Here is a 15,699-nt window from a genome sequence, read left to right on the forward strand (position 1 = left end):
GTAACCTGACAGCGTGGATCGGATCTTCGTGGCCCGGCTGGCCGGGCTCGCGGTCTTCGATCCGGCCGGAGACAAGATCGGCCGGATCCGGGACGTCGTGGTCTCGCTGCGCGGCCCGCTGCCGCCGCGGGTCCATGGCTTCGTGGTCGAGGTCCAGCCACGCCGCCGGGTGTTCCTGCCGATCACCCGCATCACGAGCATCGAGGCCGGCGCGGTCATCTTCACCGGCAAGCTCAACATGCGCCGGTTCGAGCGGCGGGACGCCGAGACGCTCGCCATCGGGGAGATGCTCGACCTCGGCGTCGAGTACAAGGGCGAGCCGGTGACCGTGCACGACCTCGCCATGGAGCAGCCGCGGCCGTCCGAGTGGCTGATCTCCAAGGTGGCCGTCCGGCGCGGGTCCCGGCGCAGGGGCGAGACGCTCATCGTCGACTGGGACGAGGTCACCGGGTTCGGGGTCACCCAGAAGGACCAGGGCGCGGCCAACCTGCTCGCCGCCTTCGAGACGCTGCGCCCGGCCGACCTGGCCAACATGCTGCACGAGCTGCCGCGCAAGCGGATGGCCGAGGTCGCCTCCGCGCTCGACGACGACCGGCTCGCGGACGTGCTCGAAGAGCTCCCCGAGCGCGACCAGGTGATCGTGCTGAGCCAGCTCCACCGGGAACGGGCCGCCGACGTGCTGGAGGAGATGGCCCCCGACGACGCCGCCGACCTGCTCCAGGAGCTCCCGAGCGACCAGGCGGAGTCGCTGCTGCGGCTGATGGTGCCCGAGGAGGCCGCCCCCCTGCGGCGGCTGCTGACGTACGACGAGGACACGGCCGGCGGCATGATGACCACCGAGCCGGTGATCCTGCCGCCCAACGCCACCGTGGCGGAGGCACTCGCGCACATCCGGCAGCGGGAGCAGACCCCGGCGGTCGCCGCCCAGGTGTACGTCACCCGGCCGCCGACCGAGACCCCGACCGGGCGGTTCCTGGGCGTCGCCCACTTCCAGCGGCTGCTCAGAGAGCCGCCGTCGACGCTGCTCGGGGCCGTGATAGACATCAGCGTGGATCCGATCAGGCCCGAGCTGACCGTCACGGAGGTGGCGGCCTACCTCGCGACGTACAACCTGGTCGCGATCCCCGTCGTGGACGAGCTCGGGCGGCTGCTCGGCGCGGTGACCGTCGACGACGTGGTCGACCACATGCTGCCGGCAGACTGGCGGGAGAGACATTGACCGAGCGCCTCGACCAGCCCCGCGAGCTGACCACCCGCTTGCGGCCGTACTACGACCCGGAGGCGTTCGGACGGCTGTCGGAGCGGATCGCGCGGTTCCTCGGCACGGCCCGCTTCATCGTCTACATGACCGTGTTCGTCGGGTGCTGGATCCTGTGGAACGCCCTGGCGCCGCACAAGTTCGACCCGTACCCGTTCATCTTCCTCACGCTCATGCTCTCCCTCCAGGCGTCGTACGCGGCGCCGCTGATCCTGCTCGCGCAGAGCCGGCAGGCCGACCGCGACCGGGTCCAGTACGAGCAGGACCGGATGACGGCCGAGCGCGACCAGGCGGAGATCGAATACCTCACCAGGGAGATCGCGAGCCTGCGCATCGCCCTCAGCGAGGTCGCCACCAGGGACTACATCCGATCCGAGCTCCAGCGGCTCCAGGACGAACTCGGCGGGAAGGCCACCTCTCCGTAACCGGCGCGGGAACGCGCCCCACCCGGTGGTCAGAGGACCTCGGCTGAGTCCATAGCATGGATCCATGGCACCATCCCCAGAACTGGTAACGGCTGCGCTGGCGACGGTCAACGATCCGGAGATCCGCCGGCCGATCACCGACCTTGACATGGTCAAGAGCGTCGACATCTCCCCGGACGGGGTGGTGCGCGTCGGCGTGTTCCTTACCGTCGCGGGCTGCCCGATGCGGGACACCATCACGCGCGACGTCACGGCCGCGGTCTCCAAGCTCGACGGCGTCACCCGTGTCCACGTGGACATGGACGTCATGAGCGCCGAGCAGCGCAAGACCCTGCAGACCAAGCTGCGCGGCGACCGGGGGCCGGAGAAGGAGATCCCGTTCGCCAAGCCGGGGTCGCTGACCCGCGTGTTCGCGGTCGCCAGCGGCAAGGGCGGCGTCGGCAAGTCGTCCGTCACCGTCAACCTCGCCGCCTCGATGGCCGCGTCCGGCCTCAAGGTCGGCATCGTGGACGCCGACATCTACGGCCACTCGGTGCCCCGCATGCTCGGCGTCAGCGAGCGGCCGACCAAGGTCGAGGACATGATCATGCCGCCGCTGGCGCATGACATCAAGGTCATCTCGGTCGGCATGTTCAAGCCCGAGGGCAACACTCCGGTGGTCTGGCGAGGCCCCATGCTCGACCGGGCGCTGCACCAGTTCCTGGCCGACGTCTACTGGGGCGACCTCGACGTCCTGCTCATGGACCTGCCCCCGGGCACCGGCGACATCGCGATCTCGGTTGCCCAGCGGATGCCGTCGGCGGAGATCCTGGTCGTCACGACCCCGCAGCAGGCGGCCGCCGAGGTCGCCGAGCGGGCCGGCTCGATCGCGGCGCAGACCCACCAGCAGATCGCGGGCGTCATCGAGAACATGGCGTGGCTGCCCTGCCCGCACTGCGACGAGCGCATCGCGGTCTTCGGCGAGGGCGGCGGCCAGACGGTGGCCGACGCGCTGACCCGCACGCTGGGCTCCCGGGTGCCGCTGCTCGGCCAGGTGCCGATCGACCTGCGGCTCCGCGAGGGCAGCGACGAGGGCAAGCCGCTCGTCCTGACCGACCCCGACGCACCGGCCGCGGCCGAGCTGCGCCGGATCGCGGCGGGCCTGAGCAAGAAGTCCACCAGCCTCAAGGGCCTGAAGCTGGACATCTCGCCCGCCGCCAGACACTGACAACACGCCCGGCCGTGCCGAGCCTCACTCCGGGCCGGCTGCCCCACCCGCGCCCCCGACCGGCTCCGCACGCTGGACGGGCATCGCGCTGGTGGGCCGTACGGGTAGCGGGCAATCGTCGCCATGCGTCGCTGACGCGTTCGCCCGCTCTCGGTCCTCCGCCTGGGCGAGGGTCAGGTCGCCTCGCTGTCGTACGGCGGGATCTCGCCGAACGACAGCTCGGGCTCGGCGGCCGCCTGGATGTACGGTTCCGGGGCGGCGGGCGCGTTCCAGTCGTTCTCGAGGTCGTCGAGCAGGTGTTTCCGCACGAAGGTCTTCGGGTTCAGGTCGGCCGGGTCGAAGTTGGAGAACTCCGGCCCGAGGTTCGCCTGAAGATCCGCCTTGGCGTTGTTGGCCATCTGCCGTAGCTGCCGCAGCGTCCGGCCCGCCTGCGACGCCGCCTGCGGCAGCTTGTCGGGGCCGAAGACGAGCAGGGCGATCACCACGAGCGCCAGAAGCTCCGGCCAGCCCAGTCCGAACACGGTGATCTCCTTCTGAGGCGATGACTGGTTTCAGCCTAATCGGTCACGAGGGCTGGGCGGTCGGGGCAGGGGCCGCTCCGATGGTCACCGCGGCGACCTTCTCCTGACCGTCGTGCTGGAACTTGATGGTCACCCTGTCCCCGGGGGCCTTGCTCCGGATCGTGACGATCAGCTCCCGGCTGTCGCCGACCGGGTGGCCGTCGACCTCAAGGATGATGTCCCCGGCCCGCAGGCCCGCCTGGTCGGCCGGGCCGCCGGGCGTGACCGGCGCGGCCCCGCCCTCGGCCTGCGTCGCGATCCGCACTCCCGTGCCCTGGTAGCCCTGGTCGATGGTGATCCCGATCCGGGAGGTCCTCGCCGTGCCGGTGCTGATCAGCTCCTGGGCGATCCGGCGGACGTGGTTGACGGGGATCGCGAAGCCGAGGCCGATGCTTCCGGCCTGCTGGCCCGCCGGCGCGCCGCCGACCGTGGCGATCGCCGAGTTGACGCCGATCACCTCGCCGGCCGCGTTGACCAGCGGCCCACCCGAGTTGCCGGGATTGATGGCGGCGTCGGTCTGGATCGCGTTGATCAGCGCGTAGTCCGAGCCGGTCGAGCCGCCCGCCTCCACGGGACGGTTGAGCGAGCTGACGATGCCCGTGGTGACGGTGCCGGACAGGCCGAGCGGCGAGCCGATCGCGATGACCGGATCGCCCACGACCACACTGTCGGAGTTGCCGAGAGGAAGCTCCGGGGCGGTGACCGGGGCGTCGGGCTTGACAACGGCGATGTCCGAGTTCGGGTCCCGCCCGACGACCCTGGCGCCCGTCGAGCTGCGGTCGTTGTAGCGGATCCGGATCTCGCCGCCGTCTCCGGCGACGGCGACCACGTGGTTGTTGGTCACGATGTAGCCGCCCTTGATGACGAACCCCGACCCCGTGCCCGCCTCCGCGCTGCTCTTGACCTCGAGGGAGACGACGCTGGGCAGAACCTTGGCCGCCACCCCGGCGACCGACTCCGGGGCGCGGCCCGTCAGAGCGCTCGGCGGCGCGCTGAGGGTGTATCCGGGGTCGGTGCCCGCCGGGGGACGCGTCAACAGGAACGTGCCCCAGCTCGCGACGCCGCCCGACACGAGCGCGATGACCACGGCCAGGGCGGCGTAGAGCCCCACCCGGCGCGGGGCGGGAGCCGTACCGGCCAGTGGCGGGGGAGGCGGCGCCCAGCCCGGGCCCATGCCGTACGCGCCCTGCGGCGGGTTCGCGGGGTAGAAGTCGGGCCGGTCCGACGCGTCATAGGGACGCGTTTGGTCGGTCATCGGGGAAACTCCTCGCACGACGGGCTAGCTGTAAGGCCCGATCGTATGCGGTCTCCCCGTATCAGCGCGAAGGCTCCGGGGTGACGCTGTGTGACGGCGTGGGGGACGTCTTCACCAGTGGCGCCTGGTTGAAGAGCACCACCGGCGACGGGTCCTGGTGGGCGGCCGAGCCGCCGACCATGAACATCGTGCCGAGCGCCACGGCCGCCGAGGCCACTCCCACCGCGACGTAGCCCGCCCGTCTCGTCCGGGTCGAACGCCCGGGCCCGGATGAACCGGACACACGCCGTGGCCGGTTGTCCAGCGGGGCGATGCCGTGCATTCCGGGCAGCCCGTTGGAGGCGAAGGCCGGGTGGTCGGGAAAGGGCCGCATTCGTGGCGGCAGCGGCCCTCCGGGCTCGGACATGCGGAGCAACGACATCGTCAGGTCCACCGGCATGGCCGGCGGGTCCATCGACCGCAGGCGGCTCTTCAGCGTCCGCAGCGCGTCGACCTCGGCGCGGCAGTCCGCGCAGAATGTCAGGTGCGCCAGCGCCCGCTCCCGGTCGTTGTGACCCAGCTCGCCGTCGATGAGCGCGGAGACGCGCTCCCCAAGATGACTCATAGCCCCTCCCTGCTGAACGAAGGGGGGAATTGATCGCCGTTCCTGTTGGTGGAGGGCGACCGGTGCTCCAGCGCCTCCCGCAGTTGCGCCCGGCCGCGGTGGATGCGGCTGCGCACGGTGCCGAGCTTCACGCCGAGCGTCGCGGCGATCTCCTCGTAGGACAGCCCCTCGATGTCGCACAGCACCACGGCCGCCCGGAACTCGGGCGCGAGCGCGTCGAGCGCCGCCTGGATGTCGGGCTCCAGATGCGCGTCGTCGTACGCCTGCGCCGGCGAGGGCTCGCGGCCGTGCAGCCGCTCGGCGGCGTCGTCCGCCAGGCCCTCGAAGCGGATGCGCTGCTTGCGCCGCGCCATGTCGAGGAAGAGGTTCGTCGTGATCCGGTGCAACCAGCCCTCGAAGGTGCCGGGCGTGTAGCTCGACAGGGACCGGAACACGCGGACGAAGACCTCCTGCGTGAGGTCCTCCGCATCGTGCACGTTGCCGGTCAGGCGGTACGCCAGCCGGTACACCCGTGCGGAATGCGTTCGGACGACCTCCTCCCAGGTGGGAGGCGTCCAGCCGGACACTGTAGTCTCCGCCTGGTGGTCGTGGTCGTCCACCGGCATTCCTCTCTGCAGGATCGTCGCTACAGCCATAGTGCCTGGTTTCGCCCCTTCCTGCGCACCGCGAGCCGAGCGGCCTTACACAAAGACCGTTCAAAGCGTGCAACGTCCCCGTTGTGGCGTGAGTTCCCGTTCCGGGCCGACTCCCCTAGGCTGCGACCAACATGAAGCAGGGGAGGGAGAGGCCGATGGCGACACCGGCCAGCCTGGAGTACGCGGAGGACTTCGTCCCGGAGGACGACATCCTGCGGACCGCACGCCAGCGTGGCATCGAGGTGGGAGCGCCCCCGATCCTGCCCGGGTGCGGGGCGGCGCTCTGCTTCCTCGCGACCGTGGTCAACGCCCGCTCGGTGGTCGAGGTCGGCACCGGCTGCGGCGTCTCCGGGCTGTGGCTGCTTCGCGGGATGCGCCCGGACGGCACGCTGACGAGCGTGGACGTGGAGCCCGAGCACCAGCGCATGGCGCGGCAGACGTTCGCGGAGGCCGGATACTCCGGCAGCCGCATCCGCCTGATCGGCGGCCGGGCCCTGGACGTGCTCCCCCGCCTCGCCGACGGCGGCTACGACATGGTCTTCTGCGACGCCGCCACCCAGGAGTACCTCGACTACCTCACCGAGTCGGTACGGCTGCTCCGGCCCGGCGGCGTCGTGGCCTTCGACAACGCCCTCTGGCGTGACCGGGTGGCCGACCCGACGCAGCGCGATCCGGACACCGTCGCCATCCGGGAGCTGGGCCGGATGGTCCGGACCGACGAGCGGCTCCGGCCGCTCATGCTGCCCCTGGGCGACGGCCTCCTGGTCGCCGTCAAGCTCCCGGCGTAGTCTCGGGCAGGGCCTCCGCGAGGTAGCGCAGGAGGATCCGGACGCCGAAGCCGGTGCCGCCCTTGGTCGTCTCCCCCTCGTCGGCGGTGGATCGCGCGGGCCCGGCGATGTCCAGGTGCGCCCAGGGCCGACCGCCCGTGAACTCCCGCAGGAACAGCGCGGCGGTGATCGACCCGGCGGAGCCCGACATCTTCTTGTCCACGTTGGTCAGGTCGGCGACGTCGGAGTCCAGGTCGCCGCGGTAGTCCTCGATCAGCGGCATCCGCCACAGCCGCTCCCCGCTGGTCTCCCCCGCGGCGAGCAGCGCGTGGGCCAGCGGCTCGTCGTTGGCGTAGAGAGCGCCGAGGGAGACGCCGAGGGCCACCTTGGCCGCGCCGGTCAGCGTGGCCAGGTCGATCAGCACGTCCGGGTCGAGCTCGGCGTCCGCGTAGGCCAGCGCGTCGGCCAGCACGAGCCGGCCCTCGGCGTCGGTGTTCAGCACCTCGACCGTGCGCCCGCCGTACTGGGTGATGACGTCGCTGGGCCGCTGCGCGGAGCCGGAGATGGCGTTCTCGGCGCAGGCGACCAGCCCGGTGACCCGGACGGGGATGCCGAAGCCGGCGAGCGCGCTCATCGCCGCGATCACGGCCGCGCCGCCCGCCATGTCGGTCTTCATCGTCTTCATGCCCTCGGTGGGCTTGAGCGAGATGCCGCCGGTGTCGAACGTGATCCCCTTACCGACCAGCACGACATGCGGAGCCCGCTCCACGCTGTCCGCGGAGCGGCCCTCCGGGGTGTAGGAGAGCCGCACGAGCCGGGGCGGGCTGGCCGAGCCCCGGCCGACCGCGCGGATCCCGCCGAACTCGGCGAGATCGTCCCCCTCCCAGACCCGTACGGCCAGGCCGGAGCGGGCGGCGACCTCCTCGGCCCGCTCCGCCAGCCATGCGGGCGTCTTCACGGACGCGGGGGTGTTGACAAGGTCGCGCGCCAGCGCGGCGGCATGGGCGACAGCCTCACCCCGGCGCAGCGCCGCCTCGTCTCCCCCGGAGAAGACGATCTGCCCGACCGCGGCGGTTCTCGCCTTGCCGATCGTGAACGTGTAGGAGGCGAGAAGCGCTCCCTCGGCGAGAGCGGCGGCGTCGCCCTGGGGCGGGACGGCGACGGTGAGGGACGGACGGCCCTTGGCCTTGCGCGCGAGGGCCGCCCCGGCCTTGCGGAGGGCGGGAGCCGTACAGTCGCCGGTGCCGTAGAGGAGGACGCGGCCCACGCCGTCACCTCGGGGAACGGGCACCTCGAAGACCTCGCCGGGCTCGCCCTTGGCCTCGTAGTGGGCGAGCAGCGCGCCGACCGGCACGGGCAACTCGACGGGCAACTCGAAGGGAGGAGCAAGGTCCGCCCCGAAAGGCACGGCCGCGAACTCCGCCTCGGCGGCGGGCCGGGCGGTGAAAGCCAGCGTGGTCTCGATCGGCACGAACACCTCCAACAGGGCGGCCCCGGCGCGGGGGAATCCGTCGCCAGGGCCGAAAATCGAACAGGTCGGCTGAAATTCAGCCGACCACCTTCTTGAGCGCGTCCCCGAGGGCGCTGGCCTCGTCCGCCGAGAGCTCGACGACGAGTCGGCCGCCACCCTCGAGGGGGACCCGCATGACGATGCCCCGTCCTTCCTTGGTGACCTCCAGCGGACCGTCGCCAGTCCGCGGCTTCATCGCCGCCATGCGTGTATCCCTTCCCGCGTTGTCGGCCACCCCGAAGAGTGACCGGCGCATTCACGTTTCTGTGATGTTCTATTATCCCGCCTCCGAGCTCAAATGGGTAACGTCCCGGATCCGTTCAGCCGATCAATGAGGCCTCGGGCGCATTGTCGGAGACCGATCCCGACCCTCACACTGGAGGGGATGAACGCCCGATCCGCGCTTTTCGACCTCTACGGGGACCACCTTCGCACTCGAGGCGGCCGAGCCTCGGTGGCCGCGCTCGTCCGGCTGCTCGCGCCGCTCGACGTCGCAGCCCCCGCCGTGCGGACCGCGATCTCCCGCATGGTCCGCCAGGGCTGGCTCGACCCCGTACGGCTCCCGCAGGGCCCCGGCTACGCGGTCACGCCGAAATGCGAGAGCCGCCTGGACGACGCCGCCTCACGTGTCTATCGGATCGGGGCCGTCACCTGGTCTGGACGGTGGCACGTGCTGGTCCTCGAACCGGTCAGGGACCGGACCAGACGCGAGCGGCTCCGCGCCGACCTCGCCTTCCTCGGCTACGCGCCGCTGACCGAGACCACCTGGATCGGGCCCCGGCCCTCGCCGGAGCTGGACGCCCTGCGGCTGCCCGCCCACCGGTTCGACGCCGCGCTGGAAGGCGACCCGCGAGAGCTGGTCGCCCGCACGTGGGACCTGGACGGCGTCGCCAGGGCGTACGACGACTGGCTGGCCGGCGCCGTGGACCTGGTGGGATCGCTGCCGGGCGACGCCCCCGACCACCGGGTCTTCGCCGTCCGCAGCAGGCTGGTGCACGGCTGGCGGAACTTCCTGTTCCGCGACCCCGGCCTGCCGGTCGAACTGCTCCCGCCGGGCTGGCCGGGAGAGAAGGCACGGGACTACTTCGAGCAGGAGGCAGCCCGGCTGCTTCCTCCCGCCGCGGCGTTCGTCGACCGCAATCTCGATGGAGGATCGTGACAAGAGCATGACCCCCGGGGCTGCCACGGTCTCTCAGGAAGAACCGGCCGCCGCGCGCAGGCCGCTGACCTCCTCGCGCACGTGGCAGTCGGCCATGTGGTCGTTGACCAGGCCGATCGCCTGCATCAACGCGTACGCCGTGGTCGGGCCGACGAACCGGAAGCCGCGCCGCTTCAGCTCCTTGGCCAGCGCCTTCGACCCGGCGGTCTGCGCCGGGATGTCGCCGGGACCCTTCGGCACCGGGCTGGACCAGTCGGCGTGATTCCAGACCAGCTCGGAAAGCCCGCCGGGCAGCTCGGCCGCCGCCCGGGCGTTGGCGATGGCCGCCTCGATCTTCGCGCGGTTGCGGATGATGCCCGCGTCGGTCATCAGCCGTTCGACGTCGGACCCGTCGAAGGCCGCCACCGCCGGAATCGAGAACCCGGCGAAGGCCGCGCGGAAATTCTCCCGCTTGCGCAGGATGGTCAGCCACGACAGGCCGGACTGGAACGCCTCGAGGGTGACCCGCTCGTACACACGGTCGTCACCGACGACCGGACGGCCCCACTCGTCGTCGTGGTAGGCGATGTAGTCCGGCGCCGAGGTGGCCCAGGAACAGCGGATCACCATGTCTGTCGGCACGTCTGCCGGCATGTCCGTCACCATGCCGTCACGATATCCGTCATCATGCCGTCATCATGCCGTCATCATGCCGTCGGCATGCCGGTCAGGGCGTCGTCGCCATGCCAGTCACCATGCCCGTCACCAGGCCGGTCACCAGGTCTCCTCCGCGTCCGACCGGTCGCTCTCCCACCCGTTGGCGGCCGCCGTGGGGACCTCGGGCTCGTGCTCCGTACGCGCCGGCTCGGCGGGCCTGGCGTAGACCTCCTGCCGCGCCTGCAGGCGACTGGACAGCAACTCGGCGACGCGCTGCTCCAGCACGGCGATCCGGGTGTCCCGCTCGCTGAGCGCGGTCGCCGCCCGGTGCAGGGTCTCGTCGACGATCTGCGTGTGGTATCCGACCAGGCTGATGGGCAGATGCAGCGCGATGAAGTCGGCGGCGGTCAGGTGGCCCGCGTCGGGCAGCTCAAGCGGCGGCACGTCGGGGGGAAACTCGGCCAACTCGCCGCCATGGCCCAGGGAGACCATCACCACGCAGACAAGAACGGCGAGCCCGGCGATGATGAGTACGACCAGCACATACGAATCGTGCCACAAGTCGCTTGCATGCGACCATTGAAGATATGACCGTTGTGATCGGCCCAGGCGACGAGATCGAGCCCGGCTGGGTGGAGGCCGCCTCCCTGTCCGAGGTGTCCCGGCTCGCCGCGGCCGGCCGTACGGTCCTCGTGACCCTCCCCGAGGACGAGACCGAGGCGCTCGCGGCGGCGGCCGTCTACGCCTGGGCGGGCGCGCGGGTCTTCCGCACCTCCCATCCCGTACGGCAGGCGCTCGACATGACGGAGTCGCTGATCGGACGGCGGCCCCCCACCCTGACCCGCCGCGGCCTGGCCTAGAGAGCCGCCCCCATCGCCGTGATCATGCAGGGTTTCCCGGGAAGCTCGGGGGCGTGGGGCTCCCCGGATCGTGATCATGCATGGATTCCGCCATATGTGTCTGATCAGGGCCGACGCTGTTTGTGATCATGCGGTGTCCGCCCGTCGGTCGCACCCTCGTCATGCATGATCACACTGCACAAAGCGCCAGGCAGGACGGCACGCACGGGAACATGTGCATGATCACGCTAACTCGGCGGCCGCCGTCCTGGCGGCGGCCGCCCCTGGAGACAGGTGGCTTAGGGCTCGCCGAGTTCCTCCGCCGTGGGACGCAGATGCGGGGCCGCCTTCTCCAGCAGCTCGAAGGCCTCCTCGACCGTGGTCGTCCAGGAGATCGCGTCGAAGACGTTGGCCCTGGTGAAACCCTGGTCGTACATCCCCTCGACGAGCTCGCGGAGCGGCGCGTAGAGGCCCCACGGGTCGAGCACTACGAGGGGCCTCTCGTGCAGGCCGAGCACGCGCGAGGTCCAGATCTCGAACAGCTCCTCCAGCGTGCCGATGCCCCCGGGCAGCACGAGGAACGCGTCGGACCGGGCGTCCATGACGCCCTTGCGCTCGCGCATGTCCGCGGTGACGATCAGCTCGCCGGAGTCGGTGTCGGCGATCTCGATGTCCACCAGCGCCTGCGGGATCACCCCCACGGTGTGGCCGCCGCCGTCCCGGACGGCCCTGGCCACCTCCCCCATGCAGGAGACGATCGCGCCTCCGCTGACCAGGCCGTGACCCCGGCGGGCGAGCTCGGCGCCCACCTCCCTCGCGAGGTCGAGGTATTTCGGATCGATCTTCTGGCTGGATGAGCAGAACACGCAGACGAACACGCAGCCACCTTACTGAGCGGACGCCCGCTGCTGATCGGCGGCGACGATGATCCGGACCGCCTCGTCGGGGTCGTCGGTGACCTGCATCAGGTCGACATCCCCCGGGGAGATCTTGCCCGTGGAGACCAGTGTCGTACGGACCCAGTCGATCAGCGGCGACCAGAACTCCGAACCGATCAGGATCACGGGGAAAGAGGTGACCTTCCGGGTCTGGACCAGGGTCAGCGCCTCGAACAGCTCGTCCAGCGTGCCGAACCCTCCGGGGAGCGCGATGAAGCCGCTGGCGTACTTGACGAACATGGTCTTGCGGACGAAGAAGTAGCGGAACTCCACCCCGAGGTCGACGTACTCGTTCATGCGCTGCTCGTGGGGCAACTCGATGCCGAGCCCGACCGAGATCCCGCCGGCCTCCAGGGCTCCCTTGTTGGCGGCCTCCATGATTCCCGGCCCGCCGCCGGTGATGACGGCGTACCCGGCCCTGGCCAGGGCGCGGCCGACCTGTTCGCCCATCTCGTAATCAGGGCTGTCCTTGGGCGAGCGGGCCGACCCGAAGACCGTGACGGCCGGGGGAAGGTCGGCGAGGGCGCCGAAGCCCTCGACGAACTCGGACTGGATGCGCAGGACCCGCCAGGGATCCATGTGCAGCCACTCGGTCGGGCCCTTCCGGTCGAGCAGCCGCTGGTCATAGGTGGAGTCGGGGACGAGGTCCCCGCGGAGCACGGAGGGGCCCCGGCGTCGTTCAGGTCGGGCGTGGTTCATGCGGTCACGCTAGCCTCACCGGAACGCGCGCGCGTCCCCACTCGGCCGTGAAAGGGCCCCTCACGCCCATGGCCCCGTACGGCATGCGCCGGCGCTCTCCGAGGTTCGATAAATTGCGAACCAGGTCAACGATGGTGAGGTGAGTCGATGGCGGCAGGAACCGGGGAGCCCGATCTGGCGGGGCTCGGTGAGGGGTTCGCCGCCTTCTGGCGCGAGCGGCACCTGTGCACGCTCACCACGGTCCGCCCGGACGGCACGCCGCACGTCGTGCCGGTCGGCGTGACGCTCGACCTCGGCGCCGGCATCGCCCGGGTGATCACTTCACGCGGGTCGCGCAAGGCCCGGCTGGTCGCCGGGGCCGGCCCCGAAGGCGCTGCGGTCGCCGTCTGCCAGGTCGACGGGCGCCGCTGGTCCACGCTGGAGGGCCGCGCGGTGATCAGGGACGAGCCGGAAGAGATCGCCGACGCCGAGCGCCGATATGCGGAGCGCTACCGCCCGCCTCGCCCGAACCCGCAACGCGTCGTCGTCGAGATCCGGGTCACCCGGGTCCTCGGCAACGCCTGAGGACAAGGCGCCGCCGCAGGGGCGCACTCGGCCGGCTGACCGGTGGGCGTACCCGTTTCCGCAGGTCACTGCCCGGACGGGCGGCCCGCGAAAATATCTTGAAATTCTGCCGGAACACGCGGAACCGGTTGTCGCGGAGGGCCCGTCTAAGAGACGAGGGTGCTGCTCGGGACTGAAAGTGGCTTTCCCCGCCAAATGGCCGGCGAGGAAAGCCACTTTCTCTTTTCCGCCCCTTTTCGCCACTCCGGCGGGGCCTTCAGCTTGGCCTTTCAGCTCAGCCAGGCAAGCAGGCGGCGCTCGATCTCCGCGATCACGGCGAGGCTCACGTGCTCGCCGGTCACGCTAGTGTCCTGCGTCAGAAATTCGTCCGTTAAGTCCGTGGTGGTAGGGCGCGGACCGGACGGCCGAAAACTCCGGTAACGCTCTCGGATGAGGAGCGGGTGATCCTGAAGCGCTGGGCCCGGCGAGGTAGGTCCTCACAGGTCCTGGCGATGCGATCCAAGATCGTGCTGGCGTGCGCGGCCCCGCTTCCGGCAACTGCCGGGGGTCCGTGCGCGCCGAGGATTCACACGTGGCCCGGGTGAGGATCGGCCGTGGGCCCCTCCAAGGCGAGGAATGGTTCCAGAAGGCCGAGCAGTGCGTCGGGGCGGTGCAGGGGGATGATGTGGCCGCAGTCCTCGATGGTGTGGCCGACGAGATGGTCGGCCATCGGCCGTAGTTGCTGTTCGAGTGCCCTGCCCACGGGGTGGGCGCCGATGGCCATGGTGGGTACGGTCAGCCGGCCCGTACGGGCGGCTTCCTGGATCTGCCGGGCGCTGGAGGGCAGCGCACGGTAGTACGAAAAGGCGCAGCGCAGGGCCTCGGTTCCGGTGTACGCGTGGACGAACGCGTCACGGATGGCGGGTTCTACGCCCTGTCCGAGGGTGCCGGCGTTGAGGAACCAGTCGATGTACTGCTCTTCGTGCCCGGTGAGTACGGATTCCGCGAGGCCGGGTTCGGTGTGGAAGCCGAACCACCATGGTGGCCCCGCGGTGAGGAATTCCTCGCCGCCTGGCAGTGTGCCCAGGAGTGACTCCATGACCACGAGTTGTCGGACGAGGTCGGGGCGGCGCATGGCAAGCAGGAAGGCCGGCGGGGTGCCCGCGTCGATGCCGATCACGGCTGCGGAGTCCTCGCCGAGAGCGTCAAGGAGGGCTTCGGCGTCGGTTGCGAGTGTGCCGGCGTCGTAGCCGTCTTCCGCTCGCGAGCTCGCGCCGAGTCCTCGCAGGTCGGGTGCGATCACGCGGTATCGCCCGGCGAGCCGGTCCAGCACGTCGGTCCATAGTTGCCAGGTGTGCGGGAAGCCGTGGAGGAGCAGGACGGCCGGGCCCTCGCCGGCCAGGGCGACGTTGAGGTCGACGCCGTTGACCCTGGTCCGCTGGAGTTCGACGCCGGCTCGTTGGCGGTTGGACGTTCGGCTCGGTGCGACAGGCACGGGAGTCTCCGGGGAGGTAGTTACCAATAGTGACAACAGAACGGTAGGTGACTAATGTGGGAGGGCCAAGGTCGCACTTCTGCCACAGGTGGTGAGCCCGAGGTGACCTCCTCAACTCCGCGGTCCCCTCGCGGGAATCGTGGGAATCTGTTGGATCCGCAGTGCCCGACCCGCCGCCTGCTCGACCGGATCGGCACGAAGTGGATGTCGATGGCCGTCAAAGTGCTGGCGGAGGCGTCGCCGGAGGAGGTGCGATTCGCGGAACTGCAGCGCAGGATGACCGGAGTCTCACAGAAGATGCTGTCGGTCACCCTCCAGGGGATGGCTCGTGACGGCCTGGTCAGCCGCCGGGTGGAACCGTCGGTGCCGCCACGTGTGTACTACCGGCTCACTCCGCTCGGCCTGTCACTGGAAGGGCCGCTGGCTGCGGTCCGCGCATGGGCCGAGGAACATATGGCCGAGGTCGACCGCGCCAACCAGCGAAGCCAAGAACACACCACCGACGACTGACGACCGCAAGTCAGCAGGCGCAGGCTTCTGCCACACGAACGGCCGGGGGTTGTCATTCCACCGGCTGCTCGTCCGTCAGCCCCTCCGGCCTCAGACGGACGAACCGGGTCCCCCATTTGGACACCGAGTCGTGGTGCACCGGCAACCGCGCGGCGGTCTCGATGTTGTCCCCACCAGCCGCGCGCGTCAGCACGATCTTGGATCGCATCGCCAGGACCTGCGAGGACCTACCTCGCCGCGCCCAGCGCTCCAGGATCATCCTCATCCGAGAGCGTTACCGGAGTTTTCGGCCGTCCGGTCCGCGCCCTACCACCACTCTGGACTTAACGGACGAATTTCTGACGCAGGACAGTAGTGGCCCATGGGACGCGCCTGCGTCCACGCCTCGTCGTGAAATGGCACATCAGGTCCCTTATGTCACGATGGAAAGCTCCGACTCTCCCGCGACACTAGGATTTGGCGACGTGCAAGAGACCAGGGCCGTCTTCGTGGATCACACTGGACGCCGACGCAGGATCTTGATGATGGTGGGCGTGGGCACCGGCGCCGGCGCGATAGCGCTCGTCCTCACGCTTGTCGGCGGCATCGTCAGCGGCACCGAGCTCCCCGGAATGAACTGGCCCGGTGGCTCCGACGTGTCTGAGGGCGGCGGGGCGGGC

Annotated in this window: 20 protein-coding genes; 8 read left to right on the forward strand and 12 right to left on the reverse strand. The window is 70.4% G+C overall.

From position 1 onward, the window contains the following. The first annotated feature begins 13 nt into the window (after positions 1 to 13). The 3 genes from N5079_RS20560 to N5079_RS20570 all read left to right on the forward strand — a co-directional run bounded on the left by N5079_RS20560 (position 14) and on the right by N5079_RS20570 (position 2,890). A complete protein-coding gene (locus N5079_RS20560; RefSeq protein WP_261585569.1) occupies positions 14 to 1,219 on the forward strand; it encodes a magnesium transporter MgtE N-terminal domain-containing protein in 1,206 nt (401 codons plus the stop codon). Beyond that, positions 1,216 to 1,683, forward strand: coding sequence for a DUF1003 domain-containing protein (locus tag N5079_RS20565; protein WP_261585570.1), 468 nt, complete (start codon positions 1,216 to 1,218; stop codon positions 1,681 to 1,683). Before N5079_RS20560 ends, N5079_RS20565 begins: the two co-directional genes overlap by 4 nt. Positions 1,684 to 1,747: 64 nt before the next feature. Further along, positions 1,748 to 2,890 (forward strand): Mrp/NBP35 family ATP-binding protein, encoded by a 1,143-nt coding sequence (locus tag N5079_RS20570; protein WP_261585571.1) that lies wholly within the window; start codon positions 1,748 to 1,750, stop codon positions 2,888 to 2,890. Between the two features lie 173 nt (positions 2,891 to 3,063). Here the strand turns inward: N5079_RS20570 and N5079_RS20575 are convergent, their stop codons facing one another. The 4 genes from N5079_RS20575 to sigE form a co-directional block, all read right to left on the reverse strand. Continuing rightward, positions 3,064 to 3,411, reverse strand: a complete 348-nt coding sequence (locus N5079_RS20575; RefSeq protein ID WP_261585572.1) for a sec-independent translocase — start codon at positions 3,409 to 3,411, stop codon at positions 3,064 to 3,066. Between the two features lie 43 nt (positions 3,412 to 3,454). Continuing rightward, on the reverse strand, positions 3,455 to 4,705 hold the full coding sequence (locus tag N5079_RS20580) for a S1C family serine protease (protein WP_261585573.1): 1,251 nt from the start codon (positions 4,703 to 4,705) through the stop codon (positions 3,455 to 3,457). A 61-nt stretch (positions 4,706 to 4,766) separates the two neighbouring features. Further along, on the reverse strand, positions 4,767 to 5,309 hold the full coding sequence (locus N5079_RS20585; protein ID WP_261585574.1) for an anti-sigma factor family protein: 543 nt from the start codon (positions 5,307 to 5,309) through the stop codon (positions 4,767 to 4,769). Then, complete coding sequence (gene sigE / locus N5079_RS20590; RefSeq protein WP_261585660.1) at positions 5,306 to 5,914, reverse strand: RNA polymerase sigma factor SigE; 609 nt, start codon at positions 5,912 to 5,914, stop codon at positions 5,306 to 5,308. Before sigE ends, N5079_RS20585 begins: the two co-directional genes overlap by 4 nt. A 185-nt stretch (positions 5,915 to 6,099) precedes the next feature. On the opposite strand from sigE, the gene N5079_RS20595 reads away from it, so the two are divergent. Continuing rightward, a complete protein-coding gene (locus N5079_RS20595; protein ID WP_261585575.1) occupies positions 6,100 to 6,732 on the forward strand; it encodes an O-methyltransferase in 633 nt (210 codons plus the stop codon). Here the strand turns inward: N5079_RS20595 and N5079_RS20600 are convergent. Both N5079_RS20600 and N5079_RS20605 read right to left on the reverse strand, forming a co-directional pair. Then, entirely contained in the window at positions 6,716 to 8,182 is a 1,467-nt protein-coding gene (locus N5079_RS20600; protein ID WP_261585576.1) for a leucyl aminopeptidase, read from the reverse strand. The genes N5079_RS20595 and N5079_RS20600 overlap by 17 nt on opposite strands. 76 nt (positions 8,183 to 8,258) lie before the next feature. Then, positions 8,259 to 8,426 carry a DUF3117 domain-containing protein gene (locus N5079_RS20605; protein ID WP_076433904.1) on the reverse strand — a complete coding sequence of 56 codons (168 nt, stop codon included), beginning with the start codon at positions 8,424 to 8,426 and terminating at the stop codon, positions 8,259 to 8,261. A gap of 180 nt (positions 8,427 to 8,606) precedes the next feature. On the opposite strand from N5079_RS20605, the gene N5079_RS20610 reads away from it, so the two are divergent. Next, complete coding sequence (locus N5079_RS20610; RefSeq protein ID WP_261585577.1) at positions 8,607 to 9,380, forward strand: PaaX family transcriptional regulator C-terminal domain-containing protein; 774 nt, start codon at positions 8,607 to 8,609, stop codon at positions 9,378 to 9,380. A 33-nt stretch (positions 9,381 to 9,413) separates the two neighbouring features. Here N5079_RS20610 and N5079_RS20615 read toward each other — a convergent pair whose 3' ends face one another. Both N5079_RS20615 and N5079_RS20620 read right to left on the reverse strand, forming a co-directional pair. Next, on the reverse strand, positions 9,414 to 10,025 hold the full coding sequence (locus N5079_RS20615; protein WP_315967873.1) for a DNA-3-methyladenine glycosylase I: 612 nt from the start codon (positions 10,023 to 10,025) through the stop codon (positions 9,414 to 9,416). Positions 10,026 to 10,133: 108 nt separating this feature from the next. Next, positions 10,134 to 10,559: a hypothetical protein gene (locus N5079_RS20620; protein ID WP_261585578.1), complete on the reverse strand. Its 426-nt coding sequence runs from the start codon at positions 10,557 to 10,559 to the stop codon at positions 10,134 to 10,136. A gap of 44 nt (positions 10,560 to 10,603) precedes the next feature. Between N5079_RS20620 and N5079_RS20625 the strand changes: the two genes are divergently transcribed. Then, complete coding sequence (locus N5079_RS20625) at positions 10,604 to 10,876, forward strand: hypothetical protein (protein ID WP_261585579.1); 273 nt, start codon at positions 10,604 to 10,606, stop codon at positions 10,874 to 10,876. A gap of 278 nt (positions 10,877 to 11,154) precedes the next feature. On the opposite strand, the gene N5079_RS20630 is transcribed toward N5079_RS20625, so the two are convergent. After that, complete coding sequence (locus tag N5079_RS20630) at positions 11,155 to 11,733, reverse strand: TIGR00730 family Rossman fold protein (RefSeq protein ID WP_261585580.1); 579 nt, start codon at positions 11,731 to 11,733, stop codon at positions 11,155 to 11,157. 9 nt (positions 11,734 to 11,742) lie between these two features. Beyond that, the gene (locus N5079_RS20635) at positions 11,743 to 12,492 is read right to left on the reverse strand and encodes a TIGR00730 family Rossman fold protein (RefSeq protein ID WP_261585581.1); all 750 of its coding nucleotides are present in this window, start codon (positions 12,490 to 12,492) and stop codon (positions 11,743 to 11,745) included. Between the two features lie 147 nt (positions 12,493 to 12,639). Here N5079_RS20635 and N5079_RS20640 point away from each other — a divergent pair, with 147 nt between their 5' ends. Further along, positions 12,640 to 13,056, forward strand: coding sequence for a pyridoxamine 5'-phosphate oxidase family protein (locus N5079_RS20640; protein ID WP_261585582.1), 417 nt, complete (start codon positions 12,640 to 12,642; stop codon positions 13,054 to 13,056). Positions 13,057 to 13,621: 565 nt separating this feature from the next. Here the strand turns inward: N5079_RS20640 and N5079_RS20645 are convergent. After that, a complete protein-coding gene (locus N5079_RS20645) occupies positions 13,622 to 14,530 on the reverse strand; it encodes an alpha/beta fold hydrolase (protein WP_261585583.1) in 909 nt (302 codons plus the stop codon). 150 nt (positions 14,531 to 14,680) lie between these two features. Between N5079_RS20645 and N5079_RS20650 the strand changes: the two genes are divergently transcribed. Continuing rightward, positions 14,681 to 15,040, forward strand: a complete 360-nt coding sequence (locus N5079_RS20650) for a winged helix-turn-helix transcriptional regulator (RefSeq protein WP_261585584.1) — start codon at positions 14,681 to 14,683, stop codon at positions 15,038 to 15,040. 52 nt (positions 15,041 to 15,092) lie between these two features. Here N5079_RS20650 and N5079_RS20655 read toward each other — a convergent pair whose 3' ends face one another. After that, on the reverse strand, positions 15,093 to 15,305 hold the full coding sequence (locus tag N5079_RS20655; RefSeq protein ID WP_261585585.1) for a hypothetical protein: 213 nt from the start codon (positions 15,303 to 15,305) through the stop codon (positions 15,093 to 15,095). Positions 15,306 to 15,699 lie beyond the last annotated feature (394 nt).

Source organism: Planotetraspora sp. A-T 1434 (genome assembly GCF_025420585.1).
Taxonomy (GTDB): Bacteria; Actinomycetota; Actinomycetes; order Streptosporangiales; family Streptosporangiaceae; genus JAOEGB01.

Excerpts from the sequence above, each read along its gene's own strand:
- N5079_RS20635 (WP_261585581.1), bottom strand. The coding sequence starts at position 12,492 with ATGAACCACGCCCGACCTGAACGACGCCGGGGCCCCTCCGTGCTCCGC.
- N5079_RS20570 (WP_261585571.1), top strand. The coding sequence starts at position 1,748 with ATGGCACCATCCCCAGAACTGGTAACGGCTGCGCTGGCGACGGTCAAC.
- N5079_RS20625 (WP_261585579.1), top strand. The coding sequence starts at position 10,604 with ATGACCGTTGTGATCGGCCCAGGCGACGAGATCGAGCCCGGCTGGGTG.
- N5079_RS20610 (WP_261585577.1), top strand. The coding sequence starts at position 8,607 with ATGAACGCCCGATCCGCGCTTTTCGACCTCTACGGGGACCACCTTCGC.
- sigE (WP_261585660.1), bottom strand. The coding sequence starts at position 5,914 with ATGCCGGTGGACGACCACGACCACCAGGCGGAGACTACAGTGTCCGGC.
- N5079_RS20605 (WP_076433904.1), bottom strand. The coding sequence starts at position 8,426 with ATGGCGGCGATGAAGCCGCGGACTGGCGACGGTCCGCTGGAGGTCACC.
- N5079_RS20585 (WP_261585574.1), bottom strand. The coding sequence starts at position 5,309 with ATGAGTCATCTTGGGGAGCGCGTCTCCGCGCTCATCGACGGCGAGCTG.
- N5079_RS20595 (WP_261585575.1), top strand. The coding sequence starts at position 6,100 with ATGGCGACACCGGCCAGCCTGGAGTACGCGGAGGACTTCGTCCCGGAG.
- N5079_RS20640 (WP_261585582.1), top strand. The coding sequence starts at position 12,640 with ATGGCGGCAGGAACCGGGGAGCCCGATCTGGCGGGGCTCGGTGAGGGG.
- N5079_RS20615 (WP_315967873.1), bottom strand. The coding sequence starts at position 10,025 with ATGGTGACGGACATGCCGGCAGACGTGCCGACAGACATGGTGATCCGC.
- N5079_RS20580 (WP_261585573.1), bottom strand. The coding sequence starts at position 4,705 with ATGACCGACCAAACGCGTCCCTATGACGCGTCGGACCGGCCCGACTTC.
- N5079_RS20655 (WP_261585585.1), bottom strand. The coding sequence starts at position 15,305 with ATGAGGATGATCCTGGAGCGCTGGGCGCGGCGAGGTAGGTCCTCGCAG.